The following is a 19,804-nucleotide window of genomic DNA, read 5'->3' as shown; positions in this document are numbered from 1 at the left end:
GATCTACTGACCGGTAACTGGTCACATGGGCGGGTGCGTCGGGGGAGGACGCACACGCATACACGGGGGGATCGCAACGGTGCGAGAGGTCGTATTCAGGCTCTTAGGACCACTGGACGTGCACATTGACGGAACGTCGGTCCATTTGGGCGGAGCGCGCCAGCGGACCGTCCTGACCATGCTCCTGCTGGCGCCCGGCCGGATCGTGTCCGTCGACAGCCTCATCGACGCCGTCTGGCCCGCCGGGGCGCCGACCACGGCCCGCAACCAGATCGCCATCTGCGTCGCGGGCCTGCGCAAGGCCTTCAAGGACGCCGGCTCGCTGATCAGCACCGCGCACCCGGGGTACGTCCTGCACCCCCTGGAGCACCGCATCGACGCCGCCGCGTTCGACGAGGCCGTGCGCCAGGCCCGCGAGCTGGCCCGCAGCGGCAAGAACCCCGAGGCCTGCGACGCGTACGCCGAGGCCCTCTCCCTGTGGCGCGGCCGCGCCCTGGAGGGGGTCACCGGCCCCCGCGTCGAACAGGAGGCGGCCCGGCTGGAGGAGCTGCGCCTGGACGTCCACGAGGAGTACGCCGGACTGCGGCTCCAGCTCGGCCGGCACCGCGTCCTCATCCCGGAGCTCCACGCCCTGGTCAAGGAGCACCCGCTGCGCGAGCAGGCCCGCGCCCACCTGATGCTCGCCCACTACCGCTCCGGCCGCCGCGCCGACGCGCTCGCCCTCTACCGCGAGGGACGCCGGCTGCTGTCCGAGGAACTGGGCATCGAGCCCGGCCCCGTCCTGCAGAGCCTTCACGACCTCGTGCTCAGCGACTCGCCGGAGCTGACGCAGCCGCCCGCCGACCCCGCACCGGCGCCCGCCCCCCACATCGCCGCCCAGTTGCCGGCCGCCTCCGCCTCCTTCACCGGCCGCGCCCAGGAGCTCAGCGCCCTCGACCGGATGCTGGACGAACGCCTGGGGCAGTCGCCGCTGACCATGGCCGCCATCAGCGGCATAGGGGGCGTCGGCAAGACCGCCCTCGCCCTGCAGTGGGCCAACCAGATCGCCGCCCGCTTCCCCGACGGCCAGCTGTACACCGACCTGCGCGGCTACGACGAGACCTACGAGCCCGTGGCGCCGGCCATCACCCTGGACCGGTTCCTGCGCGACCTCGGCGTGCCGGCCCCGCAGATCCCGGCCGACCCCGGCGACCGCGCCGCCCTCTACCGCAGCGTCCTCGGCGGAAAGCGGGTCCTGATCGTCCTCGACAACGCCCGCTCGTTCCGGCAGATCCGGCCCCTGCTGCCCGGCAACGGCCGCTGCTGCGTGGTCATCACCGGCCGCGACCTCATGGACGACCTGATCGGCGACTACGCCGTGCTGCGCATCGCGCTGAACACGATGACCGCCCGGGAGGCCACCGCCCTGCTCGCCGAGGTCGCCGGCGCCGACCGGATCGCCGCGAACCCCGCCGCCACCGAACGGCTGGGCGAGCTCTGCGACCGGCTGCCGCTGGCCCTGCGCATCGCCGGCGCGCGCCTCGCGGCCAAGCCCCACTGGTCCGTGCGCAACCTCGTCACCCGGCTGGAGAACCAGCGCCGGAGGCTGGACGAACTCAGCCCCGGCGAGGGCGGGGTACGGGCCGGGTTCCGGCTCAGCTACCGCGACCTCTCGCCGGCCGCCCGGCAGCTCTACCGCCGGCTCGGCCTGCTCAACGTGTCCGACTTCGCGGCCTGGGTCGGCGCGGCCCTCATCGACGCGGAGCCGGTCGACGCCGAGGACCTCATCGAGCAGCTCGTCGACGCCCAGCTCCTCGAGGTGTCGGCCGCCGTGGGCCCCGCCCCCCGGTACCGCTTCCAGGACCTGCTGCGGCTCTTCGCATGGGAACGCGCCCAGGCCGAGGACGACGAGGACGAGCGGATGGCCGCCCTGGAACGGGCGTACGCCGCCTGGCTGCACCTGGCCGACGCGGCGCGCGAACGCACGTACGGCGGCTCCCACGCCGTGACCTACGGCCGGGTGAACCAGGTCCCGCTGCCGGCCGACCTCGTCGACGAGCTCCTCGACGACCCGATGGACTGGTTCGAGTCCGAGCGGGCCGCCCTCGTCGACGTCGTCACCCAGGCGGCCGCCTGCGACGGCTCCGCCGGCTACGCCTGGGGGCTGACCCTCAACAGCACCACCCTCTTCGAGGCCCACAACTACCTGGAGGACTGGCGCACCTGCGCCGAGCAGGCGCTGGCCGCGGCCGCGCGTACGGGCGACACGCTCGGCGAGGCGTCGATGACGCGCTCGCTGGCCACCCTGGCCATCTACCAGCGCCGCTACCCGCAGGCGCGCCCCCTGCTGCTGCGCAGCCTGACGCTCTTCGACACGGTCGGGGAGGTGCACGGCCGCGCCGTCACCCTGCGCAACCTGGCCCTGTGCGCCCGCTTCTCCGGCGACCTGGACGAGGCGACCCGCGACGCCCGGGAGGCCCTGGAGGGCTTCCGGACGGTGGGCGACACCGCGGGCGAGTCCCACGCGCTCGGCCTGCTCGCCCAGCTCGAGCTCGAGCGCGGCAACATCGCCGAGGGCATCGCGCTGTGCGACGAGGCCATCGCCAAGAGCCGGGCGGCGGGCAGCGTCCGCGGCGAGACCCAGAACACCTACCGGCTGGCCGAGGCGCTGCTGCGGCTCGGCGACCCCGAGGGCGCGGAGCGCAACTGCCTCACGGTGCTGGAGCTGACCCGCGAGGACGGCGACCGGCTCGGCGAGGCCCACGCCCTGCGCGGCATCGGCGAGGCCCGCTGGCGCCGGGGCGACTGGCCGGGCGCCGAGACGGTGCTGCTGGAGGCGCTGGTGCTGGCGGAGGAGGTCTCGGACCGGTTCCTGCGGGCCCGGATCGAGTCCGACCTCGGTTTCGCCCTCGCCGTACGGGGTGGGCCCGAGGCCGCCTTCCGGCTGGAGTCCGCCCGTGCGGTCTTCGACGAACTGCGGGCCCCGGTCTGGCGGGACCGGCTGGACCGCGCCCTGCTGGTGGTCAGCGCGGCGGCCGGTCCGGTCACGCCGCCGGACCTGGTCCGCGTCCTGGAGACCTGACGGCGCGGGGAGGCCCGGAGCCGCCGTACGCGGTCCGGGCCTCCCCACCGTGTCCCCCGGCCGGTGCCGGGGGACGGCTTCAGGCGAGCCGGGGGGCGACGTCGCCGTCGGTGCCGTTCGGGGCGGGGTGGGGCGGGGTCCACGGGACCTCGTCGTCCGTGCCGTTCGTGCCGTTCGCGGCGGTCGTGCCGTTCGCGCCCTCGGTGCCCTTGGGGGCGGGGTGGGGCGGGGTCCACGGGACCTCGTCGTCCGTGCCGTTCGTACCGTTCGCGGCGGTCGTGCCCTCCGTGCCCTCGCCGCCCTGCGGGGCCGGGTGCGGCGGGGTCCACGGGACCTCCTCCGCCAGGCCGGTCACGACGGCCGGTGCCGCGGGCAGCTCGCTCGCCGCCGCCTGACCGGTCGACCCTGCCGTCAGTGCCACGGCCGCGGCCACGGAGCAGAGGATGCCGGCCAGAACGGTGCGGGTGCTACGCATGCGTGGTCTCCTCGTCGAGTCCAGGTCGTCGCCTCCGGGCCGGGGCGACGGGAAGGACGCTACGAAGCAGCGCTGTCGGGCCGATGTTGCTCCTATTTCGGCGCCGGAGCGGGTCCGTCCGGTAGGCCGAAATCGATCCGACATCGGCGGGACAGCGGCATCGGCGATGGTGGCGGCCACAGCCGCCACCCAGACCGACGTCGACAGGACACCATGGACCTTCAGCTGCTTGGCCCGGTCGAGGCCAGCCGCGAGGGCGCGCGCGTCGCGCTCTCGGGCACGAAGATGCACACCCTCCTCGCCGCCCTCCTGCTCGCCCGGGGACGGGTGGTTCCGGACACGCGGCTCAGCCGCCTGCTGTGGGGCGCCGACCCGCCCGCCACGATGAGCGCGCAGATCTACACGTACGTCTCCCGGCTGCGCAAGCTCCTGGAGCCCGAAGTCGTCCTGGAACGGCGCTCTCCGGGATATGCCATCAAAACCGGGGACAGCCGCGTCGACATCGTCGAATACGAGAGGCTCGACCGGCTCGGCCGGGAGGCGCTCCAGGAACACCGCTATGCGGAAGCGGGCACTCTGCTGCGCGACGCGCTGGATTTGTGGCAGGGCCCCATGCTGGTGAATGTCACCGAATTCCTCGCGGAGGAAGAAATTCCGCAATGGGAGGAGGGGCGCGCCGCCACATTGGAAAACCGCATCGAGGCGGATCTCGCCCTCGGCAGGCACCAGCAGATCGTCGCCGAACTGACCCGCCTGGTGGCCGACTTCCCGCTGCGCGAGCGGATGCGCGCCCAGCTGATGACGGCCCTGTACCGGTGCGGACGCCAGGCCGACGCCCTCCACGTGTTCCACGAGGGCCGCACGGTCCTGGCCGACGAGCTGGGCGTCGACCCCGGCAGCGGCCTCAAGGCCGCCCACCAGGCCCTGCTGTGCGCCACCTTGGACCTGGAGGCGCCCGGTACGCCCGTGGCGGTACCCGCCGCCGCGCCCTCGGCCCCGGGCCCCGGCCCGGCGCCCGCGGTGACCGTCCCGGCCGCCCGCCGGCCGGTGGGGGAGCGCGTCCCCGGCCGGTCGCCCGGTGGCCCGTCCCGGCCGCGCCCGGCAGGCGGCGCACCGCGGTCCGCGACCGCCGCTACGGCCCCGGTCGGCGCCGGGGCGGCCACCGCTGCGCCCGCCGCGTCGGAGGCCTCGCCCTTCATGCTGCCGCCGGACGTCGCCGCCTTCACCGGCCGCGGCCGCGAACTGGCGGCCCTGCGCGGCCTGCTCCGCGCACCGGGCCGGGGATCCGCCGGCGAACCCCGCCGGGGCCTGATCACCGGCATGGCGGGCGTCGGCAAGACGGCCCTCGCCGTGCACGCCGTGCACGCCGTCCGGGAGGACTTCCCCGACGGGCAGCTGTACGCCGACCTGACCACGCCGGACGGGTCGCCGAAGGACCCGCGGAGCGTGCTGGTGCGCTTCCTGCGCGCGCTCGGCCAGGAGCCGCCCGAGTCGGCTCGGACCGACCTGGAGGAGCTCGTGCGGATCTACCGCACCCGTACCGCGGGCCGCCGGCTCGTGGTGCTGCTCGACAACGCGGGCCCCGGCACGGATCTGGCCCCGCTGCTCCCGGCCGGGCCGCACGGCGCGACGCTGGTCGTCGGACACGTCCACCTCGCCGTGGCCACCGGGCCCTTCACGCTCGCCCTGGGCCCGATGAACCGCACCGAGTCCCTCGACCTGCTCACCGCGGCCGCCGGCCGCGCGCGCACGGCCGCCGAACCGGCCGCCGCCGAGCGGATCGTGGACCACTGCGCCGGGATGGCGCTCGCACTGCGCATCGCCGGAGCCCGACTGGCCTCCCGCCCGCACTGGTCGGTGGCCCGACTGGCCCAGCGGCTCGCGGACGAGCCGACCCGGCTGGCGGAACTGGCCTTCGGGGAGCTGGACGTGGCCGGATCGCTCGCCGACTGGCTGCGCCGTACCGGCACCGAGGAGCGGGAACTGCTCACCCGCCTGTCCGTCCTGGGCGGGCGGCCGTTCACCGCGGCCGCCGCGGCGACGGTCCTCGGCCTGCCGGTGCGGCGGGCCGAGGACCTGGTGGAACGGCTGGTCGACGGCTCCCTGCTGGAGCCGGTGCGCGGGCCCGGGGCGGTGGGAGCGCCGGCGGGGGGCAGCTTCCGCTTCCACCCGCTGGTGCTGCTGCACGTCCAGGCGCTGCCCGTGCAGCGCCCCGTACGGGCCCTGCTGGCACCGGCGGGCTGACCCCGGCGGCTCTCCGCGCCGAACCGTCAGCGCGGGGAGCCGGCCGGGCGGTACAGGGAGCCGCGGCACAGTTCCAGGAGCGCCATGGCCATCGTCCCGCCCGGCCGGCCGAGCCGGTCGGCGTAGCGCTTGATGACCACGTTCTCGCGGCTCAGTTCGGTGCGACGGCCGCCCGCTTCGATCCGGGCGTGCTGGACGGCCTCGGAGAGCTCCCGGCGCCGTTCGAGCAGGAGCAGGACCTCCTCGTCGAGGTGGTCGATGGAGCGGCGCAGTCCGTCGATGGCGGTCTCCGCGTCGGTGGGCGCGGGCGCGGGCGCGGCGAGCGGCTGTGGGGTCACGGCGTTCTCCCGGTTCGTGGTCGGTCCGTGACTGCACGGACGTATCGACGTATGGACGTATGGACGTACGGACACATGGACTTACCGGCATAAATACGTACGAACCTACTGGCGTATGGGCGTACGGACAGACAGGCGTACGGGCGTATCGACGGACGATCGTCCGGAAGGGCGGAAGGGCGGACGGGTTGTGGCGCGCGCAGCGCGGCAGGTCAGCCGTTGACCGCGTCCGGCACCGGCTCACCGGCCAGCGCGAGCAGTACGGAGGCGGCCACCGACACGCCCGCCTTCTCCTGGGCCTCGGCGGTGCCGGCCCCCAGGTGCGGGGTCGCCACCACGTTCTCCAGCCCGAACAGGGGCGAGTCGGTGCAGGGTTCGGTGGCGAAGACGTCGAGGCCGGCACCCGCGACCCGGCCCGCCACGAGGGCCTCGTACAGCGCCCGCTCGTCGACGATGCCGCCGCGCGCGGCGTTCACGATCCGCACGCCGGGCTTCGTCCGCGCGAGGGCCGCGGCGTCGATCAGGCCCAGGGTCTCGGCCGTCCGCGGCAGGTGGATCGTGACGAAGTCGCTGAGCGCGAGCAGGGTGTCGAGGGGCACCAGCCGGACCCCCGCGCGCGCCGCCGCGGCGGCGTCCGCGTACGGGTCGTACGCGACGATCTCCATGCCGAACGCGGCCATGCGGGAGGCGACCAGGGACCCGATCCGGCCGAGGCCCACGATCCCGAGGACCTTCTCGGAGAGCTCCACGCCCGTGAAGCGCGACCGCTGCCAGCGGCCCGCCCGCAGCGAGGCGTCGGCGGGGGCCACGTTCCGGGCGACGGCGAGGAGGAGCGCGATCGCGTGCTCCGCGGCGCTGACGACGTTCGAGGTGGGCGCGTTGACGACCAGGACGCCGGCGGCGGTGGCCGCCGGCACGTCCACGTTGTCCAGGCCGATGCCGGCCCGGGCGATCACCTTCAGCCGCGGCGCCGCCGCGATGGCCTCGGCGTCCATGGCGGTCGCGGAGCGGACGACCACCGCGTCGGCGTCGCCGAGCGCGGCGAGCAGCGCCGGCCGGTCGGTGCCGTCGCAGCGGCGGACCTCGACCTCGTCGCCGAGCACGGCGACGGTGGCCGGGGACAGCTCCTCGGCCAGCAGGACGGTGGCCCTCCGGACGCCGGAGGGCGTGCCGGGGGCGGGTGCGGAGGTGGCTGCGGAGGTGGCTGCGGAGGGGATGACGGACGGGGCGAGCACGGCGGAGCTCATGGTCGGTCCTCTTTCGGGGCCGGAGGCGGACGGGAAGACGGGAACGCAGGAATCCGGGGAAGACGGGAAAGACGGGAGTGCAGCAGGCAGGGAATGCAGCAGGACGGGCATCCAGGAGGACGGGACGCCGGTCGCCCGCGACGCCGTGCGCGGTGGTGCGCACGGCGCCGCGGCCGCCTCACTGCCGGGCGGAGGCGAGGTCCAGCGCCCGCGCGCGCAGCGCGAGCCGGGCCGGCACGAGGCTGGAGACGAGGGCGAGGCCGAGGCCGGCGGCCGCGGCGGTGGCGATCGCCGACCAGGGCAGGCTCAGGGGCAGTTCGGGACCGGACCGCAGGATCCGGTGCCCGACGAGCATCAGGGTGGCGGCCTGCGTGCCGGTGGTGACCAGCAGCGCCAGTACGGTGGCGGTCGCGGCGGTCAGCAGCGCCTCGACCCCCACCATGGAGAGCACCTGGCGGTCGTTGCCCCCGGTGAGCCGGAGCGTGGAGAAGTCCCGCAGCCGGTCGCCGGTGGACATCATCATCGTGTTGACGATCGCGATCAGGGCGTACAGCAGGGCCGGCCCCAGGACGGCCACCATCGCGATTCGGTCCGAGCGGGAGCGGGCGTCGCCGTCCCCGCCCCAGGCGTGCGCCGGGGTGACCTTCACGCCGGGGTCCGCGGCCGGGGCCGGCACCGCCCGGGGGGCGGTCAGGAAGGCCGCGGACGGCCCGGCGTCGTCGGTCAGGTGCCCGGCCACGACGGAGTACGGGAGCAGGACCTCGGCCAGGCTCAGCGGGGTGTCGACCACCGCGACCACCCTGAGGTCGACGGGGGTCCCGTCGGCCAGCACGGTGCTCAGCCGGTCCCCGACCCGCCAGCCGTTGGCCTCGGCCAGCGAGGCGGAGACGGCCGTGGTGGCGCCGCGCAGGGCCGTCAGCGAGCCCTCCCGGGCGGGCAGCCGCCAGGTGGCGGCGGCGTCCCCGTCGACGGCGGTCGCGGCGATGGTCCCGGCGGTCGCCGACGAGGCGTCCGCCCCGCCGCCGAGGCCGTCCAGCCAGGTGGTGCGGACGGTGGTGGTGCCGGTGCCGGGCAGCGCGCGCAGCCGCTCCACGGTGCCGGGCGGGAGGGCGGAGCCGGCCGCGGGCTCGACGACGTACCGCGCGCCGAGCGCCTCCCGCGACTGGACGGTACGGGCGTCCCCGAAGGTCAGCGTCGAGCCGACCACGGTGCCGGTCAGCCCGATCACCAGGAACATCGGGGTCGCGGTGGAGACCGTGCGCCGCACCGACGCCAGCGCGTTCTGCCGGGCCAGCAGGCCCACCGCGCCGGTCGCCAGCGGCACCGGCAGCGTCAGCAGCCGCACCAGCGGGGGCACCAGCAGCGGTGCGAACAGCGCGACCGCCATGATGGCCATGACGTCGATGAGCAGCGACCAGACCGGCAGGTTCTGCGGGTCGCGCAGCTGCGGGTCGTCCGTGCCGGGCGGCATGGTGGTGAACAGGGCCAGCACGGCCCCGAACACCACGAGGTAGCCGACCGCCCACACCCAGCGCCCCGCGGTCATCACCCGGCGGTCGACGGCCGCGTCCGCGAGGGCCTCCACCGGCCGCACCCGGCCGGCCCGGCGGGCCGCCGCATAGGCGCCGACCACCGCCACCGCCACCTCGACGCCCGCCGCGACCAGCAGCGGCCCGGGGCCGAGCTCCACGGTGAAGCCCTCGGGGGCGGCGCCGCGCGCCACCAGCCAGTCCGCGAACGGCTGTGCCGCGGCCAGGCCGAGCAGCGCCCCGCACCCGGAGGCGGCCAGCGAGACGACGGCCGCCTCACCGAGGACGAGCACCCTCACCTGGCGGGGGGTCGCGCCGACCGCCCGCAGCAGCGCGGTCTCCCGACGCCGCCCCGCGACCGCGAACGCGAATGTCGAGGCGACGACGAACACCGAGACGAAACCGGACATGCCGGCCATGAACGTGAGCAGCTTCTTCAGGGAGGGCGCCGACGGATCGGCGTTCTCCAGCCCGGCCGAGGTGCTCACCAGCAGCCCCGTTGCGGAGATCAGGGCGACGCCCAGGGCGAGGGCGACGAAGGAGCCGACGAAGCCGAGCCACCGCTTGCGCAGGGTGGCGACGGCCACGGGCAGCAGCAGCGCGGTGCCCATCACCGGCCCCCGTCGGTCCGCAGGGCCCCCGCCACGGGCCGGGAGTCGGCGTCGGGCTCCGGCTCGGCTTCCAGCCGGGCCATGTGCTCGGCCACCCGCTGCGCGGTCGGCCGGTGCATCTCGTCGGTGACCCGGCCGTCGACGAGGAAGACCACCCGGTCCGCGTAGGAGGCGGCCACCGGATCGTGGGTGACCATGACGGTGGTCTGCCCCTGGTCGTCGACCAGGCCGCGCAGCAGCGCCAGCACGGTCCGGCTGGAGCTGCTGTCCAGGGCGCCGGTCGGCTCGTCCGCGAACAGCACCTTCGGACGGGTGATCAGGGCCCGGGCGATGGCGACGCGCTGCTGCTGGCCGCCGGACATCTGCGAGGGAAGGTGCCCGGTGCGTTCGCCCAGCCCCACCTGCGCCAGCGCGGCCCGCACCTGCGCGGCGTCCGGCCGGCGGCCGGCCAGCCGCAGCGGCAGGCCCACGTTCTGCTCGGCGGTGAGCGCGCCGAGCAGGTTGAACGCCTGGAACACGAAGCCGATCCGGTCCCGGCGCAGTTCGGTGAGCGCCTTCTCGCCGAGCGGGCCGAGTTCGACGCCGTCGACCACGACCCGCCCCGAGTCGGGGCGGTCGAGGCCGGCCGCGCACTGCAGCAGGGTGCTCTTCCCGGAGCCGGAGGGGCCCATCACCGCGGTGAAGGTCCCGGGTGCGAAGCCGACGGTGATGCCGTCGAGGGCGCGCACCTGCGCCGCCGATCCGGCGGCGTAGCACCGGCTGACCTGTTCGAGCCTGACTAACTGGTTGTCCTGCATACCTCAACACCCATCGAATCGATCGTGTACTGGCGGGTCGTGCCGACATCGTGGTCGAGCCGGATCAGTACCCACCGCGGAAGGCCGGCAGGTCCTGCTGACCGGTCCGGGTCCTCCGGATTTCATCCTCGGCGGGCGGCCGTCCGAGCCCGCCCACCGGGGTCTCGCGTGCGTCGGCGACCGCCCGCAGGATCCCCGTCATCCGGTCCAGCAGCTCCTGTGCCTGCTCCTGCCGGTAGACGTCGGGGAGGTAGCCGAGGTGCAGTTGCAGCCGGTCGGCGTCCAGGCCGGGCACCGCCTGCATGCGCAGCGGGTAGTGCGTGGCGTCCTCGCTGTCGCCGCCGGTCAGCCGCAGCCCGTCCGCCGCGGCGGCCGGGCCGAGCAGGGCGGCCGCGTCCAGCGGGGTGTTCTTGACCACGGTGGTGGTGTCGAACAGCGGCCCGCCGCCCGTCAGCCGCTGGACCTCGCCCAGCCCCAGGTGGTGGTGGGGCAGCAGGGCCGCCTGCTCCTCCTGGACCCGGGCGAGCAGGGCGCCGAGCGGCTCCAGCGGGTTCAGCCGTACGCGCACCGGCAGGGTGTTGATGAAGTTGCCGACCATCCGTTCGATGCCCTCGACCTCCGGGCTGCGCCCGGACACCGTCGAGCCGAACACCACGTCCTGGCGCCCGGTGTGCCCGGCCAGGACCAGCGCCCAGGCCGCCTGGACCGCGGTGGCCAGCGTCAGCCCGGCCTCCCGCAGCCCGGCGTGGAGACGGCCGGTCAGCTCCGCGGAGAGCTCGACGCGCACCGACTCCTGCGCCTGCGGCTCCTGTCCGGCCGCCCCGGGGGCGACCAGGGTGGGTGCCACCGGCCCCGCCAGCGCCTCCCGCCAGGCGGCCCGCGCCGCGTCGGCGTCCCGCCCGGCCAGCCAGGCGAGGTACGCGCGCAGCGGCGGGGGTTCGGGCAGGGAGGTGCCCTGCGCGCCGCGTTCCGCGTAGAGCGTGAACAGCTCCTCGACCAGGACCGGTACCGACCAGCCGTCCCACAGGATGTGGTGGGCCGTCAGGACCAGCCGGTGCCGGCCGCCCGGCAGGGCGACCAGCAGGACCCGCAGCAGCGGCGGGACCGCCAGGTCGAAGGCGTGCCGGCGCTCGGCGCGGGCCAGTTCGAGGGCCCGTCCCTCGGCGTCGGCGGCGGGTGCGGCACCGCTCAGGTCGACCCGCAGCCAGGGCAGCGCCACCTTCGCGTGCACCACCTGCACCGGGTGCTCGGTGTCGTACCGGAACGCCGCCCGCAGCGCCGGCTGCCGGGCCACCAGCCGTTCGGCCGCGGCCCGCAGGGCGTCCGCGTCCAGCGGCCCCTCCAGGTCGAGGGCGAGCTGCGTGGTGTACACGTCGGGGCCGTCCCCGTCGTCGCCGGTCAGCAGCGCGTGGAAGAGGAAGCCCTCCTGCAGCGGGGTGAGCGGCAGGACGTCGATGAGGTCGGGGTCGGACCGCACCAGCAGCTCCGTCTCCTCCTCCAGGCCCGGGAACGGCCCGTCGAGGTACGGGGTGTCCGCCGGCGGCAGCTCCATGTCGACCTCCGCGGCCACGGACGCCAGTGCGGCGGGCGTACGCTGCACGAACACGTCCCGCACCCCCAGCGCGAGCCCGGCCGCCCGGGCCCGGGACACCAGCTGGACGGCGGTGATGCTGTCACCGCCCAGGTCGAAGAACGAGTCGTCCGCCCCCGCCTCCGGAATCCGCAGCACCTCGGAGAACAGGGCGCACAGGACGGCCTCGCGGGGGGTGGCCGGAGCCCGGCCGCCCTGCGCCGCCAGGGCGCGGGGGGCGGGCAGGGCCTTGCGGTCCACCTTGCCGTTGGCGGTCAGCGGGAGTTCGGGCAGGACCACGAACGCCGCGGGCACCATGTGCTCCGGCAGCGAGGCGCCGAGGAACGCGCGCAGCGCCGGGGCCCCCACGTCCTCGCCGACCACGTACGCCACCAGCCGCCTGGCGCCCGGGGTGTCCTCGCGGACCACCACCGAGGCCCGCTCGATGCCGGGGTGGGCGGTGAGCGCCGACTCGATCTCACCGGGCTCGATCCGGAATCCGCGGACCTTGACCTGGTGGTCGGTGCGCCCGAGGTAGTCCAGGGTGCCGTCGTCCCGCCACCGGGCGAGGTCCCCGGTGCGGTACATCCGTGAGCCGGGCGCCCCGAAGGGGTCGGCCACGAACCGGTCCGCCGTCAGGTCGGGGCGGCCCAGGTAGCCGCGGGCCAGCCCCGCCCCGGCCAGGTACAGCTCGCCCGGCACCCCGGCCGGGACCGGCTGGAGGTGCGGGTCCAGGACGTACAGCCGCGTGTTGGGGACCGGGCGGCCGATCGGCGCGAGCACCGGACCGGACAGCGGTTCGCTCATGGTGGCGCAGACCGTGGACTCGGTGGGCCCGTACGCGTTGACCATCCGGCGCCCGCGGGACCAGCGCTCCACCAGGTCGGGGGCGGTGGCCTCGCCCGCCACCACCAGCGTGGCGCCCGGCGGCAGGGCGTCGTCCGGCAGCACCGGCAGCGCCGACGGCGGCAGCGTCGCGTGGGTGACCCCGTGGGCGGCGATCAGCGCGGCCAGGGTCGGCCCCGGCATCAGCTGCTCCGCGTCCCCCAGGACCGCCCGGGCACCCGTGAGCAGCGCCATGCACAGCTCCCACACCGCCGCGTCGAAGCTCGGCGACGCGAAGAGCAGCACCCGGCTGTCCGGGGTGACGCCCAGACCGGCCCGCTGCCCGGCGACCATCGAGGCGATGCCCCGGTGGGTGACGACCACGCCCTTGGGCCGCCCGGTGGATCCCGAGGTGTAGATGACGTAGGCCGGGCGGTCCGCCGCGCGGGCCACCGCCAGCCCCCGGCCCGAGCGACGGCCCCAGTCCGCACGGTCGATCAGCAGCAGCGGGGTGCCGGTGGCCGGCAGTCCGCCGGCCGCGACCGCACTGCTGGTGACGACGAGCGCCGGATCGGAGTCCCGGAGCATGTACGCGAGGCGGTCGGCCGGGTAGCCGGGGTCCAGGGGCACGAACGCGGCCCCCGCCTTGAGCACGGCCAGCTGCGCCACCACCAGCTCCACCGACCGGTGGAGCGCGATGGCCACGAACCGCTCGGGCCCCGCCCCGCGCCGCACCAGCAGCCGGGCGAGCCGGTTGGCCCGGGTGTTCAGCTCCCGGTACGTCAGCTCCGTGCCGCCGTGCACGAGCGCGACGGCGTCGGGCGTCCGCGCCACCTGGGCCTCGAACAGCCCGGGGATCGTGACGTCGCGGGCCGCGTCGGGCAGGTCGCTGTCGTTCCACTCGGTCAGCAGCCGCGCCCGCTCGGCCGGGGGCAGCACCCCGAGCCGGCCGACGGGGGTGTCCGGGTGCTCGGCGAGGGCGCCGAGCACGGCCAGCAGCCGCTCCGCGACGCCACGGGCCTGCCCCGCGTCCAGCAGGTCGCCCTGGTGGTCCAGTCGGAAGTCCAGCCCGCCGCCGGCACCGGGCCGCGCCACCAGGCCCAGGGTGTAGTGGACGGCGTCGTGCCCGTCCACCCCGCCCAGGACGAGCCCCGACCCGGCGGTGGCGGCGGCCAGCGCGGCCACGTCCAGCGGGTAGTTCTCGAACACCATCGCGGTGTCGAACAGCGCGCCCACCCCGGTGAGCTGCTGGATCTCGGCCAGCCCCAGGTGCTGGTGGCCCAGGAGCGCGGACTGCTCGCGCTGCATCCGCTCCAGCAGCGCCCCGAGGGATTCGCCGCCGTCCAGCCGCAGCCGCACCGGAACGGTGTTGATGAACAGGCCCACCATGGACTCCACACCGGGCAGCTCCGCCGGGCGGCCCGAGACGGTCGCGCCGAAGACGACGTCGTCGCGGCCGGTGAGCCGGGCCAGGACCAGCGCCCAGGCACCCTGCAGCACCGTGTTCATGGTGAGCCCGGCCGACCGGGCCCACCCGGCGAGCGCGGCCGCGGCCGGCGCCGGCAGGGCGAACTCCAGGCGCTCGGGCACCCGGGGGGTGCGCCCGGGGTCCGCCGGGCGCACCAGCGTCGGCTCCTCGACCCCGGCCAGCGCCTCGCCCCAGGCGGCCCGCGCCGCCTGCCGGTCGGCGACGGCCAGATGGGTCAGGAACTCGCGGTACGGACGGACCCGGGGGAGCACCGACCGGTCCGCGTCCGCCGCGTACAGGGCGAGCAGCTCGCGCACCAGCACCGGCATCGACCAGCCGTCGAGCAGCAGGTGGTGGTTGGTCAGCAGCAGCCGGTGGCGGTCCGGGCCGGTGCGCACCAGCGTGAACCGGAACAGCGGCCCGGCGTCCGGCGCGAAGGCGACGGTGCGCTCGGCGGCGGCCAGTGCCTCCGCCCCGGGCAGCCGCTCCTCCTCCGGCAGGTCGGTGAGGTCCACCTCGTACCAGGGCGGCTCCACCCGGCCGGGCACCACCTGCACCGGCCGCCGCAGGCCCTCGTGGTGGAACTCGGCGCCGAGGTGCGGGTGGCGCTCCAGCAGGGCGCGGGCGGCCGCGTGCAGCCGCCCCGCCTCGAGCGGCCCGGTCAGGTCGAGCCACAGCTGGGCGGTGTACACGTCGCCGTCGCCCGCCTGGAGGCTGTGGAACAGCAGGCCCTCCTGCAGCGGGGAGAGCGGCAGGAGGTCGGCCAGTCCGGGCCGGCGCCGCTCCAGCAGCTCGATCTCGGCCTGGGTGAGCCCGGCCGGGGCGACGTCCGAGGGGGAGCGTCCGCCGGCGCCCGGCCGGGAGCCGTGGCGGGCCAGGTCCCGCAGCGCGTCGAACCAGTAAGCGGCCAACTCGGCCACCTCGGCCTCCCCGAGGACGCCCGTCGCCCACGTCCAGCCCGCGACCAGCTCCGGACCGTCCGGGCCGTCCTGGGTGAGGGCGTCGAGCTCCAGGGCGTGGGCCAGCGGCATGCCGGGGGAGCCGCCGGGGATGCCGGTGCCCAGGCGCGGGACGACCGCCCAGTCGGCGGACCCGCCGGGCGCGGCGAACCGGCCCAGGTAGTTGAAGCCGATCTGCGGCGCGCCCAGCGGGGCGAGCCGTTCGGCGCCCCGCGGGTGCAGGTGGCGCAGCATGCCGTAGCCGATGCCCTTGCCGGGGACGGCACGCAGCTGCTCCTTGACGGACTTCAGCGCGGCGCCCGGGTCGGCGTCGGGGCCGCCGGCCGGGCCGGCGTCCAGGCGTACCGGGTACAGGCTGGTGAACCAGCCGACGGTGCGCGACAGGTCCGCGCCGGGAACGGCCGACTCCTCGCGGCCGTGGCCCTCCAGGTCGAGCAGCACCGGCCCGTCGCCCCGCCACCGGCGGTACGCCAGCGCGAACGCGGTGAGCAGGACGTCGTCGACCTCGGCGTGGAACGCGGCGGGCACGACCGTGAGCAGGTCCCGGGTCACCTCGGCCGGCAGCCGCAGGGTCAGCCGGCCGGCCGTCTCCAGGGTGTCCCTCCGCGGCTCGAGGGCGCGCGCCCCCAGCGGCGCGCCGCCGCCGGCCAGGACCTCGCTCCAGTACGGGAACTCCGCCTCCCGCTCCGGCGACAGGGCGGCCTCGGCGAGCCCCCGGGACCAGGTGCGCAGCGAGGTGCCCACCGGGTCGAGCCGCGGGACGGCGCCCTGCGCCACGGCCGCCCAGGCCCGCTCCAGGTCCGGGGCCAGCACCCGCCAGGACACGCCGTCGACGACGAGGTGGTGGACGACCAGGACCAGCAGGCCCGACCGGTCGGGCCCGCGGTCGCACCACACGGCCCGCACCATGCCCCCGGGCTCGCGCGGGGCGAGCTCGGCGAGCGCGGTCCGGCCCTCGGCGTCGGCCAGCGCGTCCAGCGCCGCCCCGTCCAGGCCGGCGGCCTCGACCCGGCGCACGCAGCCGGCCGCGTCCACGGACCCTGCCGGTCCGACCACCAGCGACCGGTCGGTGCGGCGGGCGCGCAGCGCGTCGTGCCGGTCGAGCACCGCCGCCAGCGCGTCCACCAGGCCGGGCAGCGTCAGCCCGCCGGGGACCCGCAGGACCATCGACTGGTTGTAGCCGTCCGACGGGCCGCCGCGCTCGTCCGCCCAGCGCATCACCGGCGTCAGCGGCAGCTCGCCCAGGCCCGCGTCCGCGTCCTCCACCGGTTCGGTCCCCACCTCGGTCGCGGCCTCGGCGAGGGCGGCGGGGGTGCGCAGCCGGAACACCTCGCGCGGGCTGATGACCAGCCCCGCGCGGCGGGCCTGCGACACCAGCTGGATGGCCATGATGCTGTCGCCGCCCAGGTCGAAGAACGAGTCGTCGGCACCCGCCCCCGCGACCCCGAGGACCTCGGCGAACAGCGCGCACAGCAGCTCCTCGCGCGCGGTGGCCGGGGCCCGCCCGGACCCCGACCCGGTGACGGACGGCGCGGGCAGCGCCCGGGTGTCGAGCTTGCCGTTGGCGGTCAGCGGCAGGGCGTCCAGCGGCACGAACGCGGCTGGCACCATGTGCGCCGGCAGCGCCGCGCCGAGCGCGCCGCGCAGCTCCCCGTCGGAGAACGGGGCGCCGGGCGCGGGTACGACGTAGGCGACCAGGCGCTTGTCGCCGGGGCGGTCCTCGCGGACGACGACGGCGCCGCCCGCCACGTCCTCCAGGGCCAGCAGGACGCTCTCGATCTCGCCGAGCTCGATGCGGAAGCCGCGGATCTTCACCTGATGGTCGGCGCGGCCCAGGTACTCCAGGCCGCCGTCGGACAGCCACCGGGCCAGGTCGCCGGTGCGGTACATGCGCGAGCCCGGCTCCCCGAACGGGTCGGCCACGAACCGGTCGGCGGACAGGTCGGGACGGCCGAGGTAGCCGCGGGCCAGTCCGGCGCCGGCCACGTACATCTCGCCGCGCTCGCCGACCGGGGCCGGGCGCAGCGCCGAGTCCAGCACGTGGATCCGCAGGTCGGGGATGGCGCGGCCGATCAGGCTGCGGGTCTGGCCCGCCGTCGCCGCCCGGTCCAGCTCCAGGTGGCTGACGTGCACGGTCGTCTCCGTGATGCCGTACATGTTGACCAGCACGGCCTCGGGATGGGCCTGCTGCCAGGGGCCGAGTCGGCCCAGGTCCAGGGCCTCGCCGCCGAACACCACCCTGCGCAGGGCCAGTTCGCCCACGGGCGCCTCGGCGTCGGCCTGCATCAGCTGGTAGAAGGCCGACGGGGTCTGGTTGAGGACGGTGACCCGCTCCTCGGCGAGCAGGGCCAGGAACTCCTGCGGCGAGCGGCTCACCACGTGCGGGACGACGACCAGCCGGCCCCCGTACAGCAGCGGACCCCACAGCTCCCAGACCGAGAAGTCGAAGGCGTAGCTGTGGAAGAGGGTCCACACGTCCGAGGGCCCGAAGTCGAACCAGTGCCGGGTCGCGGTGAACAGCCGGACCACGTTGCGGTGCGGGACCACCACCCCCTTGGGGCGGCCGGTGGAACCGGACGTGTAGATCACGTACGCCGGGTTCGCGGGCATCAGCGCGGTTGTCCGGTCGGCATCGGTGAGCGGCCGCGGATCCGCGGCGGCGAGCGCGGCGACCGTACCGGGGTCGTCGAGGACGAGCAGCGGCACCTCGGTGTCGGGCAGGCCGGCCCGGTCCGCCCCGGTGGTGACGACCAGGACGGGGGCGGCGTCGCCCAGCATGTAGGCGAGCCGGTCGGCCGGGTAGTGCGGGTCCAGCGGCAGGTAGCCGGCGCCCGACTTGACGACGGCCAGCAGCGCGGTCACCAGGTCCGCGGAGCGCTCCAGGGCGACCGCCACGTAGCCCTCCGGGCCGGCGCCGCGGGCGGCGAGGAGCCGGGCCAGGCGGTTGGCCCGCTCCTCGAGCTGCGCGTACGTCAGCGACGTGCCGTCGTGGGTGACGGCGGTCCGGTCCGGGTGCCGGGCGGCCTGCTCCTCGAACAGCGCGGCGAGCGTGCGGTCCTCGGCGGGGACCTCGGCGTCGGGCGCGCCGAAGCCGGTGAGCAGCAGGGCGCGCTCCTGCGCGGTCAGCAGCTCCAGCCGGCCGATCGGCAGCTCGGGCGTGCGCAGGGCGGAGTGCACGAAGTTCAGGAAGCGGTCCTGGTGGACGGCGGCGGCCTCGATGTCGCACGCGTCGGGCGCGGCGTCGAAGTCGATCCGCAGCCCGTGCTCCTCTCCCAGGTCGTAGATGCCGATGGACAGGTCGTCGACGGGCCCGTTGGACAGGTTGTGCTGGACCCCCGGCCGGCCCAGGAAGCCCAGGTCCGGCGCGAACGCCATGATGTTGACCATGGGGGCGGCGATCCGGCGGGCGGACTCCCCCGCGGACAGGTCGCGGCACAGGTCCTCGTAGCGCGGCAGCTGGTGCGCCAGCGCGGCCCGTACCTCGCCGCGGACCGCGCCGACCAGGTCGCCGAGGGCCAGCCCCGGCCGCACGGCGAGCCGCAGCGGCACGATGTTGGAGGTCATGGCGGGCGTGCGGCGGGTCAGTTCGGTGGTGCGACCGGTCACCGGCAGGCCGAGCACCAGCTCGTCCTTCCCGGAGATCCGGTGCACGTACGCGGCGACCAGCGAGATCATCAGCATCGACCAGGGCGCCCGGGCCGCCCGGGCCACCTCGCGCACCCGCTGGGCCTCGGCCGGGGAGAGGCGCACGCTGCGCCGTACGAACGGCACGTCGCCGGGACCCGGCCGCGGGCCCGCGGCTTCGGCCAGCCGGGGGGTCTCCGCGAGCCCGGCCAGCCGCTCGGCCCAGTAGGCCCCGTCGTCGGCGGCGGCCTGGGAGGCGCGGTAGGCGGCGTCCTCGTCGAGTACCTCCGCAAGGCGCCCGAACGGGCCGGGCTCCCACGGGGCGCCGGCCAGCGCCTGCGCGTACAGCTCGGTGAGCCGGGCGTCGAGCAGGGCGGCGGACATACCGTCGAGGATGATGTGGTGGTAGCGCTGGTAGTACAGGTGGTGCTCGGGCGCCAGCCGGAACACGGCGACGGTGTACAGGCCGCCCGCCGCGAGGTCCACCGGGGTGGCGAGGTCCTCGTCCATCAGGGCCCGCGCGGCGGCCGACGGGTCGGCCTCGCCGCTCAGGTCGACGAACCGCAGCGCCCGCGCGCCGGCGGTGGCGTCCAGCACCTGCCACAGGCCGTCGTCGTCCCGCTCGATGCGGGCCACGCGCAGGATGTCCGCCTCCGTGGCCAGCCGGTACCAGGCGGCGGTGAGCAGCTCCCGGTCGAGGGGGCCGTGGACCTCCTTGTACTCGGCGACGTTGTAGCGGCGGCCCGACGGGTCGAGGTCGTGGGCGAACCAGATGCCGCGCTGGGCGGCCGAGAGCGGCAGGCGGCCGCCGGACTCAGCCATCGTTCCGCCCCGCCACCGGCTCGCGCAGGCTCAGCGGCCGCAGGTCCGTCCAGTGGGTCTGCACGTACTCCACGCACGCGGCCCGCCCGGCCTCGGCGAGCGCCACCGTCCAGCCCTCGGGAACCTCGGCGAACGCCGGCCAGAGGGAGTACTGCTCCTCGCCGTTGACCAGGACGTGGAAGGTCCCGTCCTGGTCGTCGAAGGGATTGTTCGCCATGGGGAGAGCTCCTTGGG

General features: G+C 75.9%; 8 protein-coding genes and 1 pseudogene. 2 read left to right on the top strand and 7 right to left on the bottom strand.

Going from position 1 to position 19,804, the window contains the following annotated elements; genetic code table 11:
* The first annotated feature begins 118 nt into the window (after positions 1-118).
* Positions 119-3,061, top strand: coding sequence for a BTAD domain-containing putative transcriptional regulator (locus IF43_RS0126125; protein WP_158939497.1), 2,943 nt, complete (start codon positions 119-121; stop codon positions 3,059-3,061).
* Between the two features lie 79 nt (positions 3,062-3,140).
* Here the strand turns inward: IF43_RS0126125 and IF43_RS0126120 are convergent, their stop codons facing one another.
* Positions 3,141-3,536: a hypothetical protein gene (locus tag IF43_RS0126120; protein ID WP_030205320.1), complete on the bottom strand. Its 396-nt coding sequence runs from the start codon at positions 3,534-3,536 to the stop codon at positions 3,141-3,143.
* Positions 3,537-3,749: 213 nt separating this feature from the next.
* Here IF43_RS0126120 and IF43_RS43065 point away from each other — a divergent pair, with 213 nt between their 5' ends.
* On the top strand, positions 3,750-5,780 hold the full coding sequence (locus tag IF43_RS43065) for a BTAD domain-containing putative transcriptional regulator (RefSeq protein ID WP_051796172.1): 2,031 nt from the start codon (positions 3,750-3,752) through the stop codon (positions 5,778-5,780).
* Positions 5,781-5,806: 26 nt separating this feature from the next.
* Here IF43_RS43065 and IF43_RS0126110 read toward each other — a convergent pair whose 3' ends face one another.
* The 6 genes and pseudogenes from IF43_RS0126110 to IF43_RS0126080 form a co-directional block, all read right to left on the bottom strand.
* On the bottom strand, positions 5,807-6,118 hold the full coding sequence (locus IF43_RS0126110) for a chorismate mutase (RefSeq protein WP_030205312.1): 312 nt from the start codon (positions 6,116-6,118) through the stop codon (positions 5,807-5,809).
* 218 nt (positions 6,119-6,336) lie between these two features.
* Positions 6,337-7,365 (bottom strand): annotated as a pseudogene (locus tag IF43_RS0126100) (hydroxyacid dehydrogenase); the annotation flags it as partial.
* A 178-nt stretch (positions 7,366-7,543) separates the two neighbouring features.
* A complete protein-coding gene (locus tag IF43_RS0126095; RefSeq protein ID WP_051796169.1) occupies positions 7,544-9,505 on the bottom strand; it encodes an ABC transporter permease in 1,962 nt (653 codons plus the stop codon).
* Positions 9,505-10,302 (bottom strand): ABC transporter ATP-binding protein, encoded by a 798-nt coding sequence (locus IF43_RS0126090; protein ID WP_051796167.1) that lies wholly within the window; start codon positions 10,300-10,302, stop codon positions 9,505-9,507. Before IF43_RS0126090 ends, IF43_RS0126095 begins: the two co-directional genes overlap by 1 nt.
* Positions 10,303-10,366: 64 nt before the next feature.
* The gene (locus tag IF43_RS38305) at positions 10,367-19,570 is read right to left on the bottom strand and encodes a non-ribosomal peptide synthetase (RefSeq protein WP_051796164.1); all 9,204 of its coding nucleotides are present in this window, start codon (positions 19,568-19,570) and stop codon (positions 10,367-10,369) included.
* Complete coding sequence (locus tag IF43_RS0126080) at positions 19,563-19,787, bottom strand: MbtH family protein (protein WP_030205298.1); 225 nt, start codon at positions 19,785-19,787, stop codon at positions 19,563-19,565. The genes IF43_RS38305 and IF43_RS0126080 overlap by 8 nt, the downstream gene beginning before the upstream one ends.
* Positions 19,788-19,804 lie beyond the last annotated feature (17 nt).

The sequence above is a fragment of the Streptomyces sp. NRRL S-87 genome (genome assembly GCF_000719335.1).
GTDB lineage: Bacteria > Actinomycetota > Actinomycetes > Streptomycetales > Streptomycetaceae > Streptomyces.
Note: the sequence above shows the minus strand (reverse complement) of the source record. Positions and strands in the feature narration are given on the sequence as shown.

Excerpts from the sequence above, each read along its gene's own strand:
- IF43_RS0126120 (WP_030205320.1), bottom strand. The coding sequence starts at position 3,536 with ATGCGTAGCACCCGCACCGTTCTGGCCGGCATCCTCTGCTCCGTGGCC.
- IF43_RS43065 (WP_051796172.1), top strand. The coding sequence starts at position 3,750 with ATGGACCTTCAGCTGCTTGGCCCGGTCGAGGCCAGCCGCGAGGGCGCG.
- IF43_RS0126095 (WP_051796169.1), bottom strand. The coding sequence starts at position 9,505 with ATGGGCACCGCGCTGCTGCTGCCCGTGGCCGTCGCCACCCTGCGCAAG.
- IF43_RS0126090 (WP_051796167.1), bottom strand. The coding sequence starts at position 10,302 with ATGCAGGACAACCAGTTAGTCAGGCTCGAACAGGTCAGCCGGTGCTAC.
- IF43_RS38305 (WP_051796164.1), bottom strand. The coding sequence starts at position 19,570 with ATGGCTGAGTCCGGCGGCCGCCTGCCGCTCTCGGCCGCCCAGCGCGGC.
- IF43_RS0126080 (WP_030205298.1), bottom strand. The coding sequence starts at position 19,787 with ATGGCGAACAATCCCTTCGACGACCAGGACGGGACCTTCCACGTCCTG.